17 protein-coding genes are annotated in these 20404 nt (G+C 51.5%); 4 read left to right on the plus strand and 13 right to left on the minus strand.

Annotated features, from left to right (window positions below; genetic code table 11):
* Positions 1-193 precede the first annotated feature (193 nt).
* From ACP5SG_RS00180 to moaA, 5 genes are all read right to left on the minus strand, one after another.
* Entirely contained in the window at positions 194-1759 is a 1566-nt protein-coding gene (locus ACP5SG_RS00180) for a c-type cytochrome (protein WP_428120863.1), read from the minus strand.
* A complete protein-coding gene (locus tag ACP5SG_RS00185; protein WP_237888954.1) occupies positions 1752-3131 on the minus strand; it encodes a c-type cytochrome in 1380 nt (459 codons plus the stop codon). The genes ACP5SG_RS00180 and ACP5SG_RS00185 overlap by 8 nt, the downstream gene beginning before the upstream one ends.
* Before the next feature lie 12 nt (positions 3132-3143).
* Positions 3144-4019, minus strand: coding sequence for a c-type cytochrome (locus ACP5SG_RS00190; protein WP_237888955.1), 876 nt, complete (start codon positions 4017-4019; stop codon positions 3144-3146).
* Positions 4020-4241: 222 nt separating this feature from the next.
* Positions 4242-5174, minus strand: a complete 933-nt coding sequence (gene fabD / locus ACP5SG_RS00195) for an ACP S-malonyltransferase (protein ID WP_428120868.1) — start codon at positions 5172-5174, stop codon at positions 4242-4244.
* A gap of 3 nt (positions 5175-5177) precedes the next feature.
* The gene (moaA, locus tag ACP5SG_RS00200; protein ID WP_424661337.1) at positions 5178-6185 is read right to left on the minus strand and encodes a GTP 3',8-cyclase MoaA; all 1008 of its coding nucleotides are present in this window, start codon (positions 6183-6185) and stop codon (positions 5178-5180) included.
* A 333-nt stretch (positions 6186-6518) separates the two neighbouring features.
* On the opposite strand from moaA, the gene ACP5SG_RS00205 reads away from it, so the two are divergent.
* Together ACP5SG_RS00205 and ACP5SG_RS00210 are read left to right on the plus strand one after the other, a co-directional pair.
* Positions 6519-6704: a hypothetical protein gene (locus ACP5SG_RS00205; protein WP_424661338.1), complete on the plus strand. Its 186-nt coding sequence runs from the start codon at positions 6519-6521 to the stop codon at positions 6702-6704.
* Positions 6705-7307: 603 nt separating this feature from the next.
* On the plus strand, positions 7308-8117 hold the full coding sequence (locus ACP5SG_RS00210) for a class I SAM-dependent methyltransferase (protein ID WP_424661339.1): 810 nt from the start codon (positions 7308-7310) through the stop codon (positions 8115-8117).
* Between the two features lie 297 nt (positions 8118-8414).
* Here ACP5SG_RS00210 and ACP5SG_RS00215 read toward each other — a convergent pair whose 3' ends face one another.
* Together ACP5SG_RS00215 and ACP5SG_RS00220 are read right to left on the minus strand one after the other, a co-directional pair.
* Positions 8415-9731, minus strand: coding sequence for a nucleoside recognition domain-containing protein (locus ACP5SG_RS00215; RefSeq protein WP_237888960.1), 1317 nt, complete (start codon positions 9729-9731; stop codon positions 8415-8417).
* Between the two features lie 16 nt (positions 9732-9747).
* Entirely contained in the window at positions 9748-11076 is a 1329-nt protein-coding gene (locus ACP5SG_RS00220; RefSeq protein WP_424661340.1) for a bifunctional folylpolyglutamate synthase/dihydrofolate synthase, read from the minus strand.
* Between the two features lie 3 nt (positions 11077-11079).
* Between ACP5SG_RS00220 and ACP5SG_RS00225 the strand changes: the two genes are divergently transcribed.
* The gene (locus ACP5SG_RS00225) at positions 11080-12498 is read left to right on the plus strand and encodes a hypothetical protein (RefSeq protein WP_424661341.1); all 1419 of its coding nucleotides are present in this window, start codon (positions 11080-11082) and stop codon (positions 12496-12498) included.
* Between the two features lie 155 nt (positions 12499-12653).
* A complete protein-coding gene (locus ACP5SG_RS00230; RefSeq protein ID WP_237888963.1) occupies positions 12654-13721 on the plus strand; it encodes a branched-chain amino acid aminotransferase in 1068 nt (355 codons plus the stop codon).
* Between the two features lie 27 nt (positions 13722-13748).
* Here ACP5SG_RS00230 and ACP5SG_RS00235 read toward each other — a convergent pair whose 3' ends face one another.
* From ACP5SG_RS00235 to ACP5SG_RS00260, 6 genes are all read right to left on the minus strand, one after another.
* Entirely contained in the window at positions 13749-14858 is a 1110-nt protein-coding gene (locus tag ACP5SG_RS00235; protein ID WP_428120884.1) for an NAD(P)H-dependent flavin oxidoreductase, read from the minus strand.
* Between the two features lie 50 nt (positions 14859-14908).
* Entirely contained in the window at positions 14909-16171 is a 1263-nt protein-coding gene (locus ACP5SG_RS00240) for a M16 family metallopeptidase (RefSeq protein ID WP_428120887.1), read from the minus strand.
* Positions 16171-18276, minus strand: a complete 2106-nt coding sequence (gene pnp, locus ACP5SG_RS00245; RefSeq protein WP_428120891.1) for a polyribonucleotide nucleotidyltransferase — start codon at positions 18274-18276, stop codon at positions 16171-16173. The genes ACP5SG_RS00240 and pnp overlap by 1 nt, the downstream gene beginning before the upstream one ends.
* 18 nt (positions 18277-18294) lie before the next feature.
* Complete coding sequence (gene rpsO / locus ACP5SG_RS00250) at positions 18295-18564, minus strand: 30S ribosomal protein S15 (RefSeq protein WP_237888967.1); 270 nt, start codon at positions 18562-18564, stop codon at positions 18295-18297.
* 83 nt (positions 18565-18647) lie between these two features.
* Entirely contained in the window at positions 18648-19367 is a 720-nt protein-coding gene (gene truB, locus ACP5SG_RS00255; protein WP_237888968.1) for a tRNA pseudouridine(55) synthase TruB, read from the minus strand.
* Entirely contained in the window at positions 19354-20397 is a 1044-nt protein-coding gene (locus ACP5SG_RS00260) for a DHH family phosphoesterase (protein ID WP_428120896.1), read from the minus strand. Before ACP5SG_RS00260 ends, truB begins: the two co-directional genes overlap by 14 nt.
* Positions 20398-20404 lie beyond the last annotated feature (7 nt).

A 20404-nucleotide genomic window follows, 5' to 3' on the forward strand; every position in this document is an offset into this window, starting at 1 on the left:
CCTGGGTTATGGTGAAGTCCGGATAGCCCAACTCCTGCATCTTTTTTCCATTGCCGTGACACTGAAGACAGGTGCTGGTTTCTTGAGGCCCCTGTTGGGCAGTGGTCTTATGACTGATAATAAGCAATGCGCCTATACTTAGCGCCAGCCCGAATATTACTTGTTTCTTCATCTCTTTCCCTTTTTTCTTGAACTATTGAAAGCCTCTTTTCTTATTCACTATCTCCACCAGCCCCCATCTGACCTCTTCCGGAATATCCCCAAAGGCCGGCATCATGGTGCCGGGATAGCCGTTTGAGATTATGTCAAACGTCCTTTTGGGCGAAAGGCTGTAAGCCGTAAGGTCGGGGGGTTGGGGTTCGAGATTCTTGGAAGACTTTGCGCCCTTTCCATCCATGCCGTGACACCCGGCGCAGGTCTTGGCATAGGCGCCCTGCGCCTGCGCCATCGCCTGTTTTGAAACATTCGCCAAAACCGCCTCGGGCGGATCTAAGACCTTCCATCTTTTGTCCATGTAATCCATCAGTGAATCGAGCTTGTCCCTGTCAAAAAAGGTAAAATAGGGCATGGCTGAACCATGGACGCCATCCTTTAAAATGCCATAGAGATACCCGCGGGTTGTCCTTATGGCTGATATGTCTTCCGGAGGTATGGCAAGCCCCTTTGCCTCAACACCCTTTCCGTCCCCATTTTCCCCATGGCAAAAGGCGCAACTTCTGGCGTATATGGTCTTGCCATTGTCATAGACCACCTTGAGGACCGCCCCATATCCAGCCAATGCCTGTTGTTCAAAAGGCCTGAGCGCATTTCCGTATGCTACGGCGTTTGCCTCAAGCCTTTTCTGGAGGGGGATAAGCGCCCTGTCCTGCAGAAACTGCCTGGTCAGGAGCATCGAGACCAGCACGAGCATCAAGACCGGAAGGATGATCTTGATATTCAGAAGCAGACCCCTTTCCGCCGCGAAAAAGACGAGCCACAGGAGGAAAGATGCGGCAGCAATGCCAGTAAACAGATAGATAATGACGGGATGACCTGGGTTTGACGGAAATACTCCATAGAGCATTATGCCAAGGATAAACTGGAGCAAAATCCCGGCTACAAGCCATCTCTGAAGGGCTTTTCTTTCTGTTTCGTCCTCTGCGGTAAAAAAGTAATGGAATCCTGCCCCGAATACAACGCCCGCGCCAAGTACATGGAGATATCTGAACAGCCAGCGGATGGCCAGCGCTCCGGTCAGCCGGTAGCTGTCGCTCGTTATTTGTGGCCATTTATCAGGATTTTCAAACGCTGTAAGGATGGCGGAAAACAACCCGGGCACGGCAAGGAGAAATATAAGGGCGACCGTACCTAATGCCAGATGGATATATCTGTGCAAATATATTCTGTGCCCCAGGGCGTCAAAGGCAAGGAAGGCGACAATCAGAAACACGATCACCGACATCCAGTACGGGGCGAAGAGATTCACGGCGGTGAAGAAAGGGACCGTGTAGCCTACCTGGATGAGGAGCAGGGGCGCGACCCCCAGGACCACTGCCAGGCTCTTGTGCGCCATAAAGGTTTTAAGGATCCTTTTATCGAATCTGAGTTCCTTCGCGCGGCCGCCGCACTGGGAATCAATGAAATAGTAGATGGCGAGGATGGCCGTTCCCAGGGTCAGAAGGACAAATAGCATGTGAAGTGTAAATGATGCGAAAAGGAGCCCCCTGAGCAGGGTTTGAGAGATGGGCGCAACCAGAAGGAGATCGGATAATCTATCCATGATTTTCGTCTCCGGTTAAAGGGACAAGACGGGACGGGTCGTGTAACTTGACCGTTCCTTTTGAGAGTTCATAGAGAAAGCCGGCCAATGTCCTTCGCTCATCCTCTGTCCCCGAAAAAGGTGGCATGAAGGGGACCATGTCGCTGGTATGGCCGAGGAGCACAAATATTCCGTCCTCTGTACGTCCTTTTACCCTCTCTGCGATGTCGTTTATCCCGCCGATGGTGTGGCAGGTCGAGCAATTGCGGGCGAAGAGATATGCGCCCTGAACCGCTGCCTCCTGATTGCCAGGCGCATGGCTGAACCAGAGGTCGTTTTTAAGCATCCCGACTTTTTTGAGAAGCGGGGTCTCGCTTATGAGCACCTGGTTTGCATACATATATCCAGGCATGAGATACGGCCCCCTTATGAACTCCCTGATCCGTTCAAATTCCGTCACAAATGTCATCGCTGCCAGGAGCGCAGGGATGATCAGCACCTTCGCCAGGACTGCCGGACCTCTCCATGAACCCCCGAATGAGACCATGGCCGTTACAAACAACAGAAGTACGCCGCCGGCGTTTGCATACCAGAAGATCTGTGGCTCCTGCGAAAGGCGGGAGGTGAGGACTGCAAATATGGCATGGGTCTTAAACGCCGAAGGGATCACGGTAAAATACCACCAGGTGAACAGAATCGTGGCAGAAAATGAAATAATCGCGGCCTTTGCGAAAAATCCAAGCGCCTCCTGTCTGAAGGCGCTATCTCTTCGAGTAAAGAGGAGAAACGCCGAAGAGAATAGCGCCCCGATCGAAAGACCGGCGCTGATTCTTAAAAAGAGCTGCGGCGTATAACTGGGATTTAAAAATGCCGACCAGAAACCCCTGTCCCACGGCCATCCATCTGATGTGAGCATGAAGCCTAAAATGCCTGTAATGAGCGTGGCGGATATAAAGGCGAAAGAGAGATAGGCCACGCCGAGAAAGACATGCCTCCTCTTTTTCTCACCCTGCCATTTTCCCCAGGTAAAATAATAGGCAAGGATGAATATCACCTCGCAGGTAAAGACCATCCATTCGATAAACCAGGGCCAGAAGAAGACCCTGAGCATTGACCCTATGCCGCGAGGCGAAAGGGCGCTTGGGATAAACCATATCCCAACCCCTGTCACCGCCCCGATCCCTGTAGTGATGATGATTGTGAATTTTAGGAAATCCCTTGAAAAATCTTCCCAATCCCTGGACGCCCTTTTAAGCCCGAGATATTCGCTTATGACGATGAACAAGACCGCGCCTATGGCAAGGCCATGGCTGATGATTACATGGAGGACGGCATCCAGGGCTATAACCATGCCGGTTCCAAGGTATGGGAACTGAAAGATGGGGAATTCCATATTTTAGCCCCCTTATTTTGCTTTTGCAGTGAAATGGAGTCTGGGTCTGGTTATGACAAACGCCGCCACATCCAGGGCGTCTTCGACTGAGAGGTCGGGGTTTCCCAACGGCATGTTGAAATGGGCAAAGGCGGCGAGGTTGGCCAGTTTCGCCATTCCTGCGCCGTCATTAAAGGAATCATTGCCCCAAAGAGGCGGTGCAGCCGAAGACCCCTGGCCGCTTGTCCCATGGCATATGGCGCATTTTTGTGCAAAGACCTGTGTCCCCTTTGTCTCATCAGGCTTATGATTGCTCTTCAGGTGTTTCAGGCCCGGCCATGGGATTTTTCCGTAGATGGGGAGCCCCTTTGATATCCACTGATAGTAGGTGACGATGGCCGTCATCTCCCTGCTGTCTGCCGGCAGGGGTCTGCCGTTCATGCTCCGCTGAAAACAGTCGTTTGTCCGGGTAATGAGGTGAACCGCGTAATTTTGTCTCTTTTTGTAGGCAGGGTAGGTGGCCCCTACCCCAACAAGCGAGAGGCCTCCGTTTTCCCCGCCCCGGGTTACGCCCCCCTTGAAGTGACAATTTGAGCAGGTGAGCTTGTTCCCAACGTAGCCGCCTGCATATTTTCTGGTATTTGTCAGGATATTGTGGCCGAGCATGACTGCATCTTTTATGTCTGCGGGCGCGGATTCAAGGGACGGAGGATTGAAGGCGGCGACACCTTCCACCTTTACCGCCGCCATGCCTGGCTGGACGGTTGTCCCAGTCTTTTGATGGGTGGCTAAGTCTCCGGACGTCTCGCTAAAGTCTATAAACCTGGTGAATATAACTGAAAGGGCGCCGCCTGCGATGGCGAAAATGATGATGATTCCAAGGGCGAATATGATCTTGTTCCTTTGCATAAAATCCTCCTCCTTCCAATGATATGGAATGCAGGCGGCTTAAGCAAGGATTATAATCAAAAAAACACCTGCGCCACTGGTATGGCTGGGTTCGGCATCCCTTTTCCCGGCAGTGGACATCCTGTCCACAAGCCAGGCGGAGGCCATCCATGGCCTCCTTGTCGGGATGCCGAACCCAGCCATACCATGCATGGATAGTTGTGCAAGGGTCTTACCAAGATATTATCTTTGAGAGAGGCAGGCCTTCAGTCCTTCAGGGTCATCTATCTGGAAGACCCTGACCTCACCCTGGGGCAGGCACTTCTTTACTAGATTTGAGAGGACATTTTTGGGCCCGGGTTCGATAAATTCCTTGACGCCGTCCCTGACCATGTTTGTCACTATTTCATACCATCTGACAGGCTCGCACATCTGCCTTGCCATGAGGCCTTTTATGACTTCCGGGTCGTTTTCAGGCCCTGCCGTGACATTGCTATAGAATGGTGTCTTTGGCGGCGAAAATCTCACCTCTTCAAGCAATCTGGCGAATTTATCCGCCGCATTTTTCATGAGCTGGCTGTGATACGCCCCCCCCACCTTGAGAGGTACGGCCCTTGCCCCCCTTTCCTTTACAAGCCCCGCAAGGGCGTCAACGAGCGCCTTTTCGCCGGTCACCACTATCTGTTCAGGGCTGTTGTGATTCGCGGCGGCTATGACCCCCTGCAAGGCAAGGGGCTGAATGAGCCCGTCCAGTTCAGCCTTCTTGAGCCCGATGATAGCAGCCATCGCCCCGGGCCTCCTGGCCCCGGCCTCTTCCATGAGACGCCCTCGCGCCTGGACAAGCCGGAACAGATCTTCAAGCCCAATGACCCCCGCGGCCCAGAGTGCCGGGTATTCGCCAAGGCTGTGACCGGCAACCGCGCCTGGCATGAGGCCGCTGTCCATCGCTGCCGCGGCGCAGACGGTATCTATCGCCGTCAAGGCAGGCTGGAGATTTGCGGTCTTTGTGAGCTCATCCATCGGGCCTTCGAGACACAGGGTCTTCAGCGGAATGCCGGTTACGGCCTCCCCGATCTCAAATATCTCCCGCGCACGGGAAAGCGTCTCAAGGAAGGCCTTGCCCATGCCGATATATTGCGAACCCTGCCCAGGGAAGACAAACGCGGTCTTTTCCATCGGTTATCCTCCTATCCTGGACATCGCCCGTGTGCAATGTGGGGTTTCGTCCTTAAGAGATATGATCCCCTTGGGTTTTTGGGCTATGGCCTCTTTCAGAAATATTTTGAGTTCATCATTCGAAATCCCGGCCCTGAGCCATCCCTTCAAATCTATCTCATTGTCTGAAAAGAGACAGAGCCTCAAACGGCCATCGGGCGTGATCCTGACCCGGTTACATGTGCCGCAGAAGTGGCGGCTTAAAGGGCTTATGAATCCTACGCTCCCCTTTGCGCCTTTAAGGCGGTAGATCATGGCCGGGCCCGAGTCTTTGCCCTGTGAGACAGGGATTAGATCACCAAGCGACCTCTCGACCATCTCTTTTATTGCGTCACAGTTCAGATGCCTTGATTTTTCCCAGGTGATGGCGCTTCCTACCGGCATGAATTCAATAAATCTCACCTCAAGCGGAAGTTCGAGGCTCAGCCTTGCGAGGTCCACTATTTCGTCATCGTTTACGCCCTTCATGGCCACGGCGTTCAGCTTGATCTTTGTAAAGCGGGTCTCTATGGCCTTTTCTATGCCCTGCCATACATTTTGAAAGAGATCTTTTCCGGTGATCTTCAGGAAGCGTTCGGGCTTAAGGGTATCGAGGCTTATGTTTATGTGTCTTACGCCCGCATCGAACAAGGGGGTCGCCATATCTCCAAGAAGGATGCCGTTTGTGGTAAGACAGACCTCTTTTATTCCAGGGATTTTGATCAGGCGGCCCGCCAGACCCTCCACCCCCTTTCGCACCAGGGGTTCGCCGCCGGTCAGACGTATCTTTCTCACGCCAAGCCCTGAAAAGGCATTAGCAAGCCTCTCTATCTCTTCATAGCTGAGGATGTCTTCATGGGAAAGCCAATTGACCTGACCGTCCCTCGGCGTGCAGTAACTGCACCGCAGATTGCATCTGTCTGTTATGGATATCCTCAAATAGGTGATTTCTCTCCCGTGTTTGTCCGAAAGCGCGGCGCTGGAGTCGTTCATACAGCTATCCCTATAGGAAGTCTAATTTATGTTTATGATGGTTTTGTAAAAAGTATCTACAGATTTAACTTATTCAAATTATTCACAAAAGCATAAAATAACGTCGTTTTTGAATGCACAGTATGGTATATATCTGACTAAATATCAAGCTGTTAGAAATATGTCATACTCAACATAAAAGACCACAAAAAAACCCCTTTACTGGACAGGATTCCTCAGGCATCATATTCGCCAGGCGCTTCCTGTTCTATTGCAGGTTCTGAAAAAGCAATGTCGGTGGAAAGGATGTCCCCTCAAATTCTTTGCAAAATCCGTCTGATCCTGATTCCGGCTATGATGGTCATAAAGGCAAGGGCTGTCAGGCGCAGATTGCAGGGACTTACTCAAGGCAGGGGTATGGAGAATCCGGCCTTTCCCTTGATAACTCATGTTGAGGTAGAGTTGGCTCATGTCAGCGACGCCGATGCCCTTTATAAGGCCATTAAAGATGAACACGGCTTGTCATTTCATACCTCCTAAGATAAAAAATTAACAGCAACATGTACAGAAAGATACAGAGATACGCCTGTCTTTTTTATTTTTCTTTTTGGATCTCGACTTAGCACTCTTAATATATTATTTTTAGATATATATTAAACGATATTGGCCTGTCTGCAATTGTGCTTCATGAGCTCTACTTCGGTGCATACAAGGGCATGCGGCGCGAACATAATTTGGCCGCCGTTGATGCGCTTCGCTTTGAAGTCATTCCGTTTGATTGAGAAGATGTAATGGATCTGGCGAAATACGGGCGGCACTTGCTTTACAAGGTGTACCCATCAGCAGCTACGACATAACTATCGCAGGGCAAGCGTGTTCCCGTTCACTCACCCTCGTGATTGAAGAAAAATGATGGAAATCAAGTGGCTCACAGCCATTAAAGCAACATAACACCTGAAGACAGACAGATCGACCACCTATAAACTGGCCCAAGAAGGTAGTGCCCAACTACAGAATGGGGCGGCAATAACGCTTCGATGCAAAGAAACTGGATAATATACACACCCATATCCTTAACCAACCGCGGGCCATCCGGAGTCCGGCGGACGGACTTAAATGGTAATCAGTAGCCAGTGGAAGAATATGAGAGAAGATCCATATCAGGATAAATATGAATGGGATGCGGAGGACTATGCAATGCATTCTGTTTCACAACAATTATGGGCAAGAGAATTAATAGAGAAAATCCAGTTAGAAGGACATGAATATGTACTTGATATTGGCTGTGGCGATGGAAAAGTTACGGCTGAAATCGCAAAATATGTCCCTAAGGGTCAGGTGGTTGGGATTGATAATTCAGAAAAAATGATAACTCTTGCCTCCAATAAATTCCCAATTTCACAATATCCTAATCTATTTTTTCAGCAAATGGATGCTTGTGCATTATCCTTCCGAGAAGAATTTGATATTGTCTTTTCAAGCGCAGCGCTTCACTGGATTATCAATCATAAACCTGTACTAAAGGGGATATATCAAGCATTAAAACCGAAAGGGAAAGCTATTATTCAAATGGGTGGCAAGGGTAATGCTGCAAATATTGTAGAGATTTTAGATGAAATAATGTACGAAAGTCCATGGAATGAATATTTTAAAGATTTTTCCTTTCCTTATGGATTCTATTCGCCAAAAGAATATGAACCTTGGCTTAAAGAAGTAGGATTTAAAATTCAACATCTTGAATTAAAACCAAAAACTATGGTTCACGGAGATATTGAAAAGTTTAGGGGTTGGATACGGACTACTTGGTTGCCGTATCTTTATCGGGTACCAGAGAATTTAAAAAATTGTTTTATTGAGTTGATCGCTACAAGGTACATTGCAAAGCATGCACCAGATAGTGATGGTAAAATTAAAACGGCAATGCAACGATTGGAATTTATAGTAAGTAAATAACAATAAAGCGCACAACAATCGGCTGCAAGGGACAGCAAACAACGCAGCGTTTTCCCAAGGCCGTGCCCCACATAAGATTCAGTGGTGATTCCAGGTCGGTTGCTTCACATGTGTGCCGCCCCTAAGCCGTACGTTAGACAACAGGGAGGCTCTCAAGCCGTCAGGTAAACTCGGTGCCCGTAAACTGAGACCCTGGTCGCTGTTGAATATCTCAGGCTGGGGGATCGGCGAGTAAAAAGAATAGGCATTTTTAATTGCTAGCTAATGTAGCAACAGGGGTCTGCGAGGGAGAATATTTCAGCCGAACCAAAGATGGCATATCGCAACCGAGGCGATGACACCAGCGGCGTCTGCACAGAGCGCGGCAGGGAGGGCGTGCCTGGTCCTTCTGACGCCGACCGCTCCGAAATATACGGCCAGTACATAAAAGGTGGTTTCTGTGGAACCCTGGATCACCGAGACCAGGGCGGCGAGGAAGCTATCCGGCGATTGCTTCACGATCTCGCTCATCATGGCGAAAGAGCCGCTTCCGGAAAGGGGCCGCATAAGGGCCACGGCCAAGGCCTCGGGCGGCATTCCAACCGCCGATGTAAAAGGCGACAAGATACCGATCATGATGTCCATGGCCCCGCTGGCCCTGAACATGCCGATGGCTACGAAAATAGCCACCATAAATGGGATGATGCGGATGACGGTTGTAAAACCATCCCTTGCGCCATCGGTCAGGGCCTCATAGACCTTGACCCCACGCAGATAGCCGAAGATCAAAAGGCCGGAAAACAGCATTGGTATCAACCAGTTGGAAATGCTGTTAAGTACGACGGATGAAAGGACAAAGGGGGCAGCGGCCCTGCTCATCTGATAGCCAACACCTCCAATAAAGGCGGCAACAATAAGCCATGCAAATATTCTACCGCCAAGACCTGGCGGATCCAATGCAGGCATGGAGGTGGCATTGAAACAGGTCTCTTCATCTTTATTCGGCTTTGGTGTTTCAAGACCGCCAGCCAATTCCGGCCCGCGCCCTCTGCCTGCCATAAATTTAGCCGCCAAAACGGCAACAACAGTGGAACAGCAGGTCGCAATCAAGGTCGGTATAAAAATGGAAGCAGGGTTTTTGGCGTTGGCCGCTGCCCGGATAGTGATCACCCCTAGAGGCAGCAAGGTTACGCTGGATGTGTTGATCGCCAAAAATAGACACATGGCGTCCGTTGCCGTGCCCTTTTCCGGCGCCAATTTCTCCAGCTCCTGCATGGCCTTGATCCCCATGGGGGTCGCCGCGTTACCCAAGCCCATGGCATTGGCCGCCATATTCATAATCATGGCGCTCATGGCAGGATGATCGCCCGGCACCTCTGGAAACAGACGAACCATTACAGGCCGCATCCATCTGGCAATGGTCTGCATGAGTCCGCCAACCTCAGCCACTTTCATGATCCCAAGCCAGAGCGCCATTGGTCCGATGAGACTTATAGACAGCTCAACCGCATCCTTGGCCGACTCGAACAAGGCCCTGGTAAGCGCGTCCATGCGGTCTGTGTAGGAGGCGGTAATTGTGGCCAAAACAACCATAGCCAGCCAGACTATATTGATGGAGGATGGTTTCTGTTTCATTGGTCCTGCGCACTGATTATGAGGGTGTAAAACCAGACTGTATGAGCCTCTCCCTTACTGCACCGGCAAGATAAAGCGAGCCGGCCACACACATGAGGCCCCTCCGCCCGCCCACGCTGGCTATTGACAAGGCCGCTTCCAAGGCCCTTTGCCAGTCCTTCTCAAGGGCCGCGGCGTCAGAAAGCCCGCCTCTCGCCCGCCACTCCTCCACGGTCACAGGGTGCCTCGGCCCAGGCGGCTCTGTTACAATCACATCTTCAAAAAATGGGGCGATATCAGAAAGCATCGATACAAAGTCCTTGTCTTTCCCCTCGTTTGAGCATGCCCAAAGGAGCACCCTTGGGTGATATTCCGCGCCCTCATTTTGGACAAAATCCGCAAGCAGCGCATTAAGGGCCTGGACGCCTGCCGGGTTGTGCGCCCCGTCTATCAGGGCAAGGCATGGGCCATGCAAAAACTCGGCCCTGCATGGCCAAAAGACCTTGCTTATGCCGTCTTTAATGGCCGTCATAGGAAGACTAACACCCCTCTCCATGAGCCTTTCACAGGCCGCAAGGGACAGGGCAAGGTTCAATGCCTGGTGCGCACCGGCAAGCCTCAGTCTTATGTCGCAGACCTCCATGTCATGGCCCTTGTAATCCAAAAGCCCATCTGACTTCACCTTTACGTCAAAATCCCTCCTAAGCTCCCACAAAGGGGCGTTCATCTCTCTGCACCTTGCCCTTATCACCTCGCGGGGAGGGTCATCCATCACCCCTGAGACCACGGGCGCTCCCGTTTTTATAATGCCGGCCTTTTCATGGGCAATCCCTGAAAGTGTCGTCCCCAGATAGGCCATATGATCAAACGAGACATTGGTTATCACAGAGACAAGCGGCGTAAGCACGTTCGTCGCATCGAGCCTTCCGCCGAGACCGGTCTCAAACACCGCCATATCCACCCCCTCCTGTCTGAACCACTCCATGGCGATGGCCGTGGTGTATTCAAAATAACTGAGCTCATAGCCGCGGTCCACAAGGGACTTGATCTTGAATATAAGCCTGCCAAGCGCCTCTTCGCCTATCTCTTCACCGTCTATCCTGAAGCGCTCCCGAAGAGAGACGAGATGCGGCGAGGTGTATAGCCCGGTCTTGAAGCCTGCCTTTGTAAGGATGCTTGCGACCGTTGCGCAGACAGAGCCCTTGCCGTTTGTCCCTGCCACATGGATGCACGGGTAAGAAAGATGCGGGTTCCCCATGGTCGAAAGGACGGCCGTGATCCTCTCGAGCCCGAGCCTGAAGCCGTGAAACTGGAAACTGCTTAAATATGTTATGGCAAAATCAAAGGAATTGTTTTTTAATGTCATATCATGTCCCGAAAGAGAACGATAAAATTTTACCTCATAACCATCTTGTCCGCACTTGCATTGGGTCTTGTCTCGGCCTGCAGCAACCCTGAGGTCCGATCTCCCCTGGCCAGGACTGGCTGTCGAGTCTGCCATAAGGTGGATATTGACCCTCCCCACGATATCGGCTGCACAACCTGTCACAGGGGGAATGAGGCTGCAAAGACCATAAAGGGGGCGCATCAAGGGTTGATAGCACGGCCCTCCGGTCCAGGTCGCATGGCTGAGGTCTGCGGCAGGTGCCACAAAGACGAAGTCGCCTCGGCAGAGGCCTCCGCCCATTTTACTCTAAGAGATGAGATAGGCGCGCTGTGGGGTGCGTTTTTCCCGGAAGATAGGACGCCATCTATAAAAGACCTTGCAAACATGGGGCCACCCGGCACGGAAAGAGGGATTGTGGCGGACCTCTTAAGAAGACGCTGTCTCCTCTGCCATGTGTATTATGAAGGTGATGACTACGCCGGTGTAAGACGCGGGACAGGCTGCGCAGCGTGCCACCTTCCAATAAAGGCCAGGGCGTGTCTGAAGGACCGTATCGACCACAGGTTTAAAAGGCAGGTCAGCGATGAAAACTGCCTCGCCTGCCACTATGGAAATTTTGTGGGCTGGGACTACTACGGCAGGTTCGAAAAGGACTTTGAGGATGACTTCCGCGCCCCGCTTGTAAAGGGTCGGCACATTCCAAGGCCTTACGGCGTTGAATGGCACGACATGACACCGGACGTCCATAAAAGATACGGGATGCCCTGCACCGCCTGCCACATCAAAGGTCCATGCCAAAAAGGTACCCATGATAAAGAAGGGGGAACAAAGACCATCTCCTGTATCGAGTGCCACAGTACCGGTGGGGAAGGAAAAGGGATGCCGATGGACCCAGGCATAATCGGCCACAGGAAAGGAGACCTGGGCCGGGTGAGCTGCGACGCCTGCCATGCGCTATGGGGTTTTTATGACAAGGGGCGCTCCCTGGTCCTCCAGGAGAGCCCCATCTTCGATGACTGGACCTATCTGGCCGTTCAGGGCTCAAGCGAGATCGAAAAGGCGGTCACGGATCACAACTCAGGCAAGACCGACACGATAACCATGACCGACAAGTTCACAGGCCAGGCCAGACTCGGTCTGTGGTTCCAAGTCTTTTCAGAGAGGCGCTGGTGGCCCGTCGTGCTCGGGGAAGACCGGGACGGCAGGCTAAGGGTCATGAGGCCCCTCCTTGACATCTCCATAAGCTATGTTAACGCCAGAGGTGACGTCGTATTCGACAATTTGAGGCCAAAGGGCCAACCGCTCATCCCTTATACCCCGCATACCATCGGAAGGGCGGATCTGCAAAGGACGATATTTGTGGGAAAATGGCTTGAAGAGGACAGGGCCGATAAAAAATAAACTTGCATTACAGACATATTGGGTTAACAAATTATCCTTGCAGACTAAAAGGTGCCTTTAAAAATCAAAAAATTTTATTCGATGGCAAGGCCGTCGGACAAACGGGCGTTTTTTAGAGATGCCTTAAAAAATAATCGGGAAAGGAAAGATGCAAAGTGGATATCAAGACACTCTTGCTGGACGATTCAAGGCGGAAGAGGCTCCCACCACAAGACAACCTCAAGTTCGGTGTCTATTTTACAGACCACATGTTCCTCATGGACTACGAGGAAGAGCTGAGCTGGCACAATCCAAGGGTGGTGCCATATGGGAATTTTTCCATGGACCCGGCCTCGGTGTGTTTCCACTATGGCCAAGAGATATTTGAAGGGTTGAAGGCCTACAGATGCAGTGACGGGAAGATTCGTCTGTTCAGACCTAGGGACAACGTCAAGAGGCTCAATCGTTCTGCATGGCGCATGTGCATGCCGCAAGTCGATGAAGACCTGGCAGTCACGGCCATAAAACAACTGGTCAAGATAGACGAAAGGTGGGTGCCATCGGCCCGCGGGACATCGCTTTACATACGCCCTTTCATGATCGCTACAGAGGCGTTTTTAGGCGTACGCCCATCGAAAAAATACCTCTTCGCCGTCATCCTGAGCCCGGTCGGGGCTTACTATTCGGAAGGCTTCAACCCTGTCAAAATATTCGTGACGGATAAATATGCAAGGGCTGTGAGGGGTGGGGTTGGTGAATCCAAAAACGCAGGGAATTATGCCGCAAGCCTCATGGCCTCTGAAGAGGCAAAGAAGCTCGGCTTTACCCAGGTCTTGTGGTTGGACGCCGTCGAACGCCGCTATGTGGAAGAGGTGGGCACTATGAACATCTTTTTCCTATTTGAAGACGTCCTAGCGACACCAGCCCTATCCGGGAGCATCCTGCCTGGCATAACAAGGGACTCTGTTATTAGGATCGCAAAGACACAAGGCCTAAAGGTCGAGGAAAGGGCCATACCCATCGACGAAGTGATTGAAAAGGCGAAGGACGGCAGACTCAAGGAGTGTTTCGGCACAGGGACAGCAGCCGTGATCTCGCCAGTCGGGTCCCTTTTTTACAAGGGCGAAAGCTACCGCATAAACGGTGGGAATACCGGTCCTTATGCCCAGGCCCTCTTTGACGAGATTACAGGCATCCAATACGGCGAGCTGGAAGACAGGTATGGATGGGTGGAAATACTATAGAGTACACGCAACACAAACGGGCGTTTTTCAACGGTTTGACAGTCGGGCGGCAGCCCGATAACCCTCTACAAGTTCATCCATGAGTTCCTGAACGGAGACAATCTTGTCCACACGCCATACATTGGCGCCACAGAAGACAAAACCCGCATCCAAATTGCCCCTCTGGGCGTTTATAAGGGCCATACTTATGCAATAGGGTGTCTCTTTAAAATTGCAGGTCTTGATGCACTTGTTGACGCAGATACGGGGCCTTTTTTCGCCTCTCTTTGCCTTTTCAATAAACGGACTCCTTAATGCCCGCCCAGGAAGCCCCACCGGGCTGACTATGATCTCGATATCTTCTTTTTTGGCCTGGATATAGGCCTGTTTAAACCTGTCAGAGGCATCGCACTCGTAGGTAGCCACAAATCTGGTACCCATCTGGACACCGGCTGCACCCATTTTTATAAATTTATAGATGTCTTCACCGGTATATATGCCGCCTGCTGCAATAACCGGTATCCTGCGGCCTGCCATGACCTCAAACGGCCTGACAGCCTCTATGACCTCAAGGGTCAATGTCTCAATCGCATTTTTAGGGTCATCCAGCTCTTCACGCTTAAAACCCAGGTGTCCCCCGGCCATCGGACCCTCTACAACTATGGCATCCGGCAGACGCCTGAAGTGTTCGTTCCATCTGCGACAAATGATCTGAGCCGCACGCCCTGAAGAGACGATGGGGACCAACTTTATATCGCAGCCATCTGGAATTAGGCCTGGGAGTCTTAAAGGGAGACCAGCGCCGCTTATTATCAGATCGGCCCCTGAAACGGCGGCGATCCTTGCCAGCTCATCGTAGTCCTGTAAGGCCACCATGATGTTTACGCCTATAATCCCGCCGGGTGCAGCCTCTTTCGCCGCCTTGATCTGTTTCTCAAGGGCGCGGAACGTGCTGCCCTTCTGGTCTTTGTGGAAATCCAGCTCAGTAATGCCTATCATGACCGCCGCAATGACCCCTATGCCGCCTGCCCGCGCAACTGCAGAGGCAAGGCCCGACATTGAGATACCTATGCCCATCCCCCCTTGAATTATGGGCAAAGGGGCTACCAAATTACCTATGGAAAGAGGGGGCGGATCGTAAATTTTCTCTGAAAACATGGAGACCTTTTAGTGCGATTTAGTCTTACAGTCAATATACAATCGCTTCCCTAGATCAACCCGGCGCATCTATGGACCTCCGCGTCTGAAACAGGACCAAGACAGACCAACGAGGCATCGCCGCTGAGGCATGCATCCGCAAAGGCAATTATGTCTTCACTGGAAACCGCCTCTATATTGTCCACCACCTCATCGTAAGACACCTGCCTTCCATATGCTATCTCATTTTTTGCAAGCCTGGCCATCCTTACGTCTGTACTCTCCGACAAAAGGAGCAATTCACTCTTCAGATGATCCCTGGCTGCATCCAATTCCTCAATCAACAAAGGACACGTGGCCAATTTCATTATCTCGCCACGTATAATCTCAGCCACCGCCGAGACATTGTCAGGGGCCACAGCTGCATAGGTACCAAGAAGGCCTGCATCTTCATATGACGAGAGAAAGGAATAGACCGAATATGCAAGCCCTCTCTTCTCTCTCACCTCCTGAAATAGCCTTGAGCCCATTGAGCCGCCTAGTATTACATTAAAAAGCATCGCGGTAAAACGCCACTTATCTGTAACAGATGGCCCTTTGAAGCCGAAAAGTATATGCGCCTGCTCCAATTCCTTCCTGACAAAACGGATACCGGCCTTCGGGAGTGGGGCCGATCTGGCGACAACGCCGTTTCCATCGGCAAGAACGTCAAAGAGCCCGTTTATCCTATCGCGAAAAGCCTCATGGTCCACATCCCCTGCAGCGGCCACAATGACCTTTGACCCCTTGTATACCTTGCTCATATACCGCCTTATGGAATCGGAATCAAACGCCGAAACCGTCTCCCTGGTCCCAAGGATCGAGCGACCGAGACCGTGATCAGGCCAATAGGCCTCACAAAACAGGTCGTGGATCAGGTCATCCGGCGAGTCTTCAACCATGCCAATCTCCTGGAGTACCACCTGACACTCCTTTTCTATCTCAACAGGATCAAAGACCGAATGAAGAAACATATCGGACAGGAGGCCGACGGCCTTATCCATGTGGTTCTTCAGGACCTTAACATGAAAACAGGTGATCTCTTTTGAGGTAAAAGCATTAGATATGCCGCCCATCTGATCGAATATCTTCGCGATATCAAGAGAAGAATACCGCTCAGTCCCCTTGAAAACCATATGTTCGATAAAATGCGATATCCCAGCCTCATCTCGGTCCTCGTCCCTCGATCCAGCGGCTACCCATATCCCCACAGATACGGAACGGACATCGGGTATCTTCTCCGTAATGACCCTCACCCCGTTTTGAAGGACTGATTTTGAATATACGCCTTCCATTACTTAATCGCGCCGGCCCTCTCTTGCCCATTGTTTAAAACGGCCTTGCGGCTGAGTCTTATCTTGCCCTGCTTGTCGATTTCAAGCACCTTTACAAGGACCCTGTCGCCTTCATTCAACACCTCGTGGACATCATTTATCCGCCTGTTTTCTATCTGTGAAATATGAAGCAACCCATCGGTGCCAGGGAATATCTCTACAAATGCCCCAAATTCTACGATCTTTTTGACCGTACCCTCGTAAATCTCGCCCACCTCAGCCTCTCTAGTAAGTCCTTTTATCATGCTTACAGCCTTCTCGGCCGCATCCCCGGACGAAGCGAATATGTTTACGCGGCCGGAGTCATCCACGTCTATCTTGACCCCGCAGGCAGATGTGATCCCCCTGATATTCTTCCCGCCGGGCCCTATCAGATCTTTAATCCTGTCAGGATTGATCTGCAAAGTGGTTATTCTGGGTGCATAAAAACAGAGCTCCTCCCTCGGTCTGTCCATCACCTTTCTCATCTCACCGAGTATAAAACCCCTTGACTCCTTGGCCTGATCCAGCGCCTTTTCGAGCACCTCTTTGGTGATCCCAGATATCTTGATGTCCATCTGAAGGGCTGTAACCCCGTCTTTTGTACCAACCACTTTAAAGTCCATGTCGCCGAGATGGTCTTCATCACCAAGTATATCGGAAAGGATTATGAAGTCATCCCCTTCTTTTATAAGACCCATGGCCACACCGGCCACCATTTCCTTTATCGGTATGCCTGCATCCATCATAGCCAGAGTGGCGCCGCAGACGGTGGCCATAGATGAGGAGCCGTTAGACTCCAACACGTTTGAAACCACACGGATGGTATAAGGAAAAACGTCAGGCGAAGGCATTACGCTCAAAAGCCCGCGTTCCGCCAATGCCCCATGACCTATGTCGCGCCTTGCAGGGCCTCTCAGCGGCCTAACCTCTCCAACGCAGTATGGCGGGAAGTTGTAGTGGAGCATGAAGTTTTTGAGTATCTCGCCGCCCAGCGACTCTATTCGCTGCTCATCTTCGGAACTGCCCAATGTCGCCACCACGAGCGCCTGGGTCTCGCCCCTGGTAAAGACGGCTGAGCCGTGCGTCCTTGGCAAGTCTCCTACAAAACATGTTATGGGACGGACCTCATCAAAGGCCCTGCCGTCTATGCGACGCCTTCCATCCACAATCATTCCCCTCATGATCTCCTTTTCAAGCTCTTTCAATACCTCGGACGCCTCCTGCTCACTACCCGGCCGCTCCATAGTCACCGCTTCCAGGGCAGCCTTCACTACGCCCCTGACGGCCTCGGATCTCTCGACCTTGGCCACCTTGGAGAGGGCAGCCCTGAGGCCGTCTGTGGCAAGCTCGCGCACCCTCTTCGCAAGAAGCGGGTCTATATCCACCGATGTAATAGCCCTCTTCGGTCTTCCTGCAAGCCGCATCAGTTCTTCCTGTTGTTCAATAAGGGGCTGGAGTGCCGCATGGCCAAAAAAAATGGCGTCCAAGACGACTTGTTCCGGCAGTATATTGGCACCGCCTTCGACCATGACAACTGCATCTTTTGAGCCAGCCACTATAAGATTAAGGTCAGAGGCGGCAAGCTGGGTCTTGGTTGGGTTGACCACAAAAGAACCATTCACCCTGCCCACCCTGACCCCCGCTATCGGGCCGTCGAATGGCACATCAGAGACACAGAGTGCAGCCGAAGCGCCGGTTATGGCGATAACATCCGGATCAACCTCAGGATCGGCAGACAAGACCGTAGCGATAATCTGGGTGTCATAACGATACCCCTTGGGGAACCTGGGCCTGAGGGGTCTGTCTATGAGCCTTGAAGTCAGCGTCTCCTTCTCGCTTGGCCTACCGACCTCCCTCCGGAAATAGCCCCCAGGGATACGACCAGCGGCATAGAACATCTCCTGATAATCCACAATGAGCGGTAAAAAATCTACCCCCTCCTTTATATCCGGCGAGCTTACGACCGTCACCAGGACCACAGTCTCCCCAACACTTGCCAGTACCGATCCGCTTGCCTGTCTTGCCAGGCGACCGGTCTCGAGGCTAAAGGTCATGCCGTTTATCTGTGTTTCCACCTTGTTCATCTATTCACATCCTTTATCTTACTTCCTGATATTGAGCTCCCTTATGATATTTCTGTATCTTTCGATGTCTTTGTTCTTGAGATAATCAAGCAGGCGTCTCCTGCGGCTGACTAACCTTAAAAGCCCTTGTCTTGAACTGTGGTCTTTTTGGTGCCCCTTAAAATGTTCTGTTAGATACCCTATCCTTGCGCTCAAAAGGGCGATCTGAACCTCCGGCGAACCGGTATCGGTCATATGGAGCTTATATTTCTCTATCAAATCCTTTTTAAGTTCTGGCGTGAGAACCACCGTCTGTTTCCTCCTTATTTATTAAATTTATAAAAATAGTTAAGTCCAATCGAATCCTTCTGCCGAAAGGCAAGGCCCTGCAACTAGATCGTCTCTGCCTTTACGCACACTACATCTATAGGCGTTATAATCTCGGAAAGCCTGCCCGCTGACACTATCTCATCAAACCTGCCCAGATCTACGGCCTGCTCAATGCCGAACAGACCGCTCTGCACCCTTCTAAGGGCGGCAAGATGACCTCCCGTCCCCAGATATTCCCCCAGTTCATGCGCTATAGATCTTATATATGTCCCCTTCGTACAACAGATTCTGAAGTTTATATCAGGAAGGGTGATCTCCGGCAATTCAAAGGAAAAGACCTCGATAGTGCGGGGTGCCTTCTCTACAAAAATCCCCTTACGGGCAAGTTTGTACAGTGGTTGTCCGTTGTGCTTGACCGCGGAAAAGGGCGGTGGCATCTGGAGCAGGCGCCCTGTAAACCTCTGCACCGCTTTTATGATCACCTCAGGATCGAGATCGGGTACAGGATGTATGGCCGTGACCTTGCCATCCGCATCATAGGTATCCGTGCTTATACCGAGGCGGATCCTTCCTTCATAGACCTTTCGACCCTCCATAATAAGGCCAGCGAGCTTGGTAGCCCTTCCAAGACATATGGGCAACACCCCTGTGGCCATAGGATCAAGGGAACCTGTATGCCCGGCCTTTTTCACAGAAAGGCGCCTGCGAACCGCATTCACGACCCTGAACGAGGTCATCCCTGCAGGCTTGTCTATTACAACCACCCCATCAATCACCGACATCGGTACCACCAAGCGCATCAAAATCCTGAATGAGCCTGTTCAGCAACAGCCCTCTCACCTCAGAGGCCGAAGCCGCCATCCGGAAGCCAGCGGCCCTGACATGACCTCCACCCCCAAACTCCTGCGCAAGCTCGGACACATTATAGAAAGATTTGGACCTTAAGCTGACATAGGTCTGACCTTCATGTACCTCTTTTATAAATACAGCTACCTCTACAGAGCGAAGTGCACGGACATAACCTACAAAATCGTCGGTGTCGGATTCACTTGCACCACATATCTTAAACATATCCGGCGTAACCTGCATAAGACCTATCCTGTCGCGCCCCTTCAGCTCCAAAGTCTTCAATGCAAGGGCTAGGAGCCGTTGTCTGGCTACAGAATAATTTTGATAAAGGCCATTTGCTATCGCATACGGATCCGCCCCATGGCCAACCATCTTGGCAGCCATCAAAAACGCCGCCTCGTTTGTATTGCTGTGACAAAAACAACCAGTATCAGATAGTATGGCCGCATATATATTCGAGGCGACAGCGTCTGATATAGGCCAACCAAGCTCCTCAATCACCAGGTAAACAATGGCGCCAGTCGCAAAGACACCGGGTTCTATATATGAGACCGAGATCTTTCCACCCCAACTATCAAGGATCTTGGCTAGATGGTGATCGAGGACTACCACCCCCGAGGCCTTCTCAACCAACTCCGCAAAACGCGCACCAATCCTCACCGGCTCGTTGCAATCAAGTACGACAAGGATGAATCTTTCCGGCATCGGCGCCGCACCGCTTACGACAAACTCCGAACCGGGCAGAAAGGCGAGACGCTCAGGGATAGGCTCCTCGGTATAGATCACAGCGCCCCTCCCGGCATCTTTAAGTGCAAGCCCAAGGCCCAAGATCGAACCGACGGCGTCTCCGTCAGGCCTCACGTGACATGTAACGACAAAGGAATCCGACGAATTGAGTACTTCCGCGACCTTCTTGATGGCCGCTTCGTCTAGCTTGAGACAACTGCGAAAGGCTTCAATCATTTTCGCA

The sequence above is a fragment of the Dissulfurimicrobium sp. genome (assembly GCF_049968175.1).
Taxonomy (GTDB): domain Bacteria; phylum Desulfobacterota; class Dissulfuribacteria; order Dissulfuribacterales; family Sh68; genus Dissulfurimicrobium; species Dissulfurimicrobium hydrothermale.

Bases quoted from the DNA above. Each gene is read 5' to 3' on its own strand.
- ACP5SG_RS00180 (WP_428120863.1), bottom strand. From the start codon at position 1,759: ATGGATAGATTATCCGATCTCCTTCTGGTTGCGCCCATCTCTCAAACC.
- ACP5SG_RS00185 (WP_237888954.1), bottom strand. From the start codon at position 3,131: ATGGAATTCCCCATCTTTCAGTTCCCATACCTTGGAACCGGCATGGTT.
- ACP5SG_RS00190 (WP_237888955.1), bottom strand. From the start codon at position 4,019: ATGCAAAGGAACAAGATCATATTCGCCCTTGGAATCATCATCATTTTC.
- fabD (WP_428120868.1), bottom strand. From the start codon at position 5,174: ATGGAAAAGACCGCGTTTGTCTTCCCTGGGCAGGGTTCGCAATATATC.
- moaA (WP_424661337.1), bottom strand. From the start codon at position 6,185: ATGAACGACTCCAGCGCCGCGCTTTCGGACAAACACGGGAGAGAAATC.
- ACP5SG_RS00205 (WP_424661338.1), top strand. From the start codon at position 6,519: ATGATGGTCATAAAGGCAAGGGCTGTCAGGCGCAGATTGCAGGGACTT.
- ACP5SG_RS00210 (WP_424661339.1), top strand. From the start codon at position 7,308: ATGAGAGAAGATCCATATCAGGATAAATATGAATGGGATGCGGAGGAC.
- ACP5SG_RS00215 (WP_237888960.1), bottom strand. From the start codon at position 9,731: ATGAAACAGAAACCATCCTCCATCAATATAGTCTGGCTGGCTATGGTT.
- ACP5SG_RS00220 (WP_424661340.1), bottom strand. From the start codon at position 11,076: ATGACATTAAAAAACAATTCCTTTGATTTTGCCATAACATATTTAAGC.
- ACP5SG_RS00225 (WP_424661341.1), top strand. From the start codon at position 11,080: ATGTCCCGAAAGAGAACGATAAAATTTTACCTCATAACCATCTTGTCC.
- ACP5SG_RS00235 (WP_428120884.1), bottom strand. From the start codon at position 14,858: ATGTTTTCAGAGAAAATTTACGATCCGCCCCCTCTTTCCATAGGTAAT.
- ACP5SG_RS00240 (WP_428120887.1), bottom strand. From the start codon at position 16,171: ATGGAAGGCGTATATTCAAAATCAGTCCTTCAAAACGGGGTGAGGGTC.
- pnp (WP_428120891.1), bottom strand. From the start codon at position 18,276: ATGAACAAGGTGGAAACACAGATAAACGGCATGACCTTTAGCCTCGAG.
- truB (WP_237888968.1), bottom strand. From the start codon at position 19,367: ATGTCGGTGATTGATGGGGTGGTTGTAATAGACAAGCCTGCAGGGATG.
- ACP5SG_RS00260 (WP_428120896.1), bottom strand. From the start codon at position 20,397: ATGATTGAAGCCTTTCGCAGTTGTCTCAAGCTAGACGAAGCGGCCATC.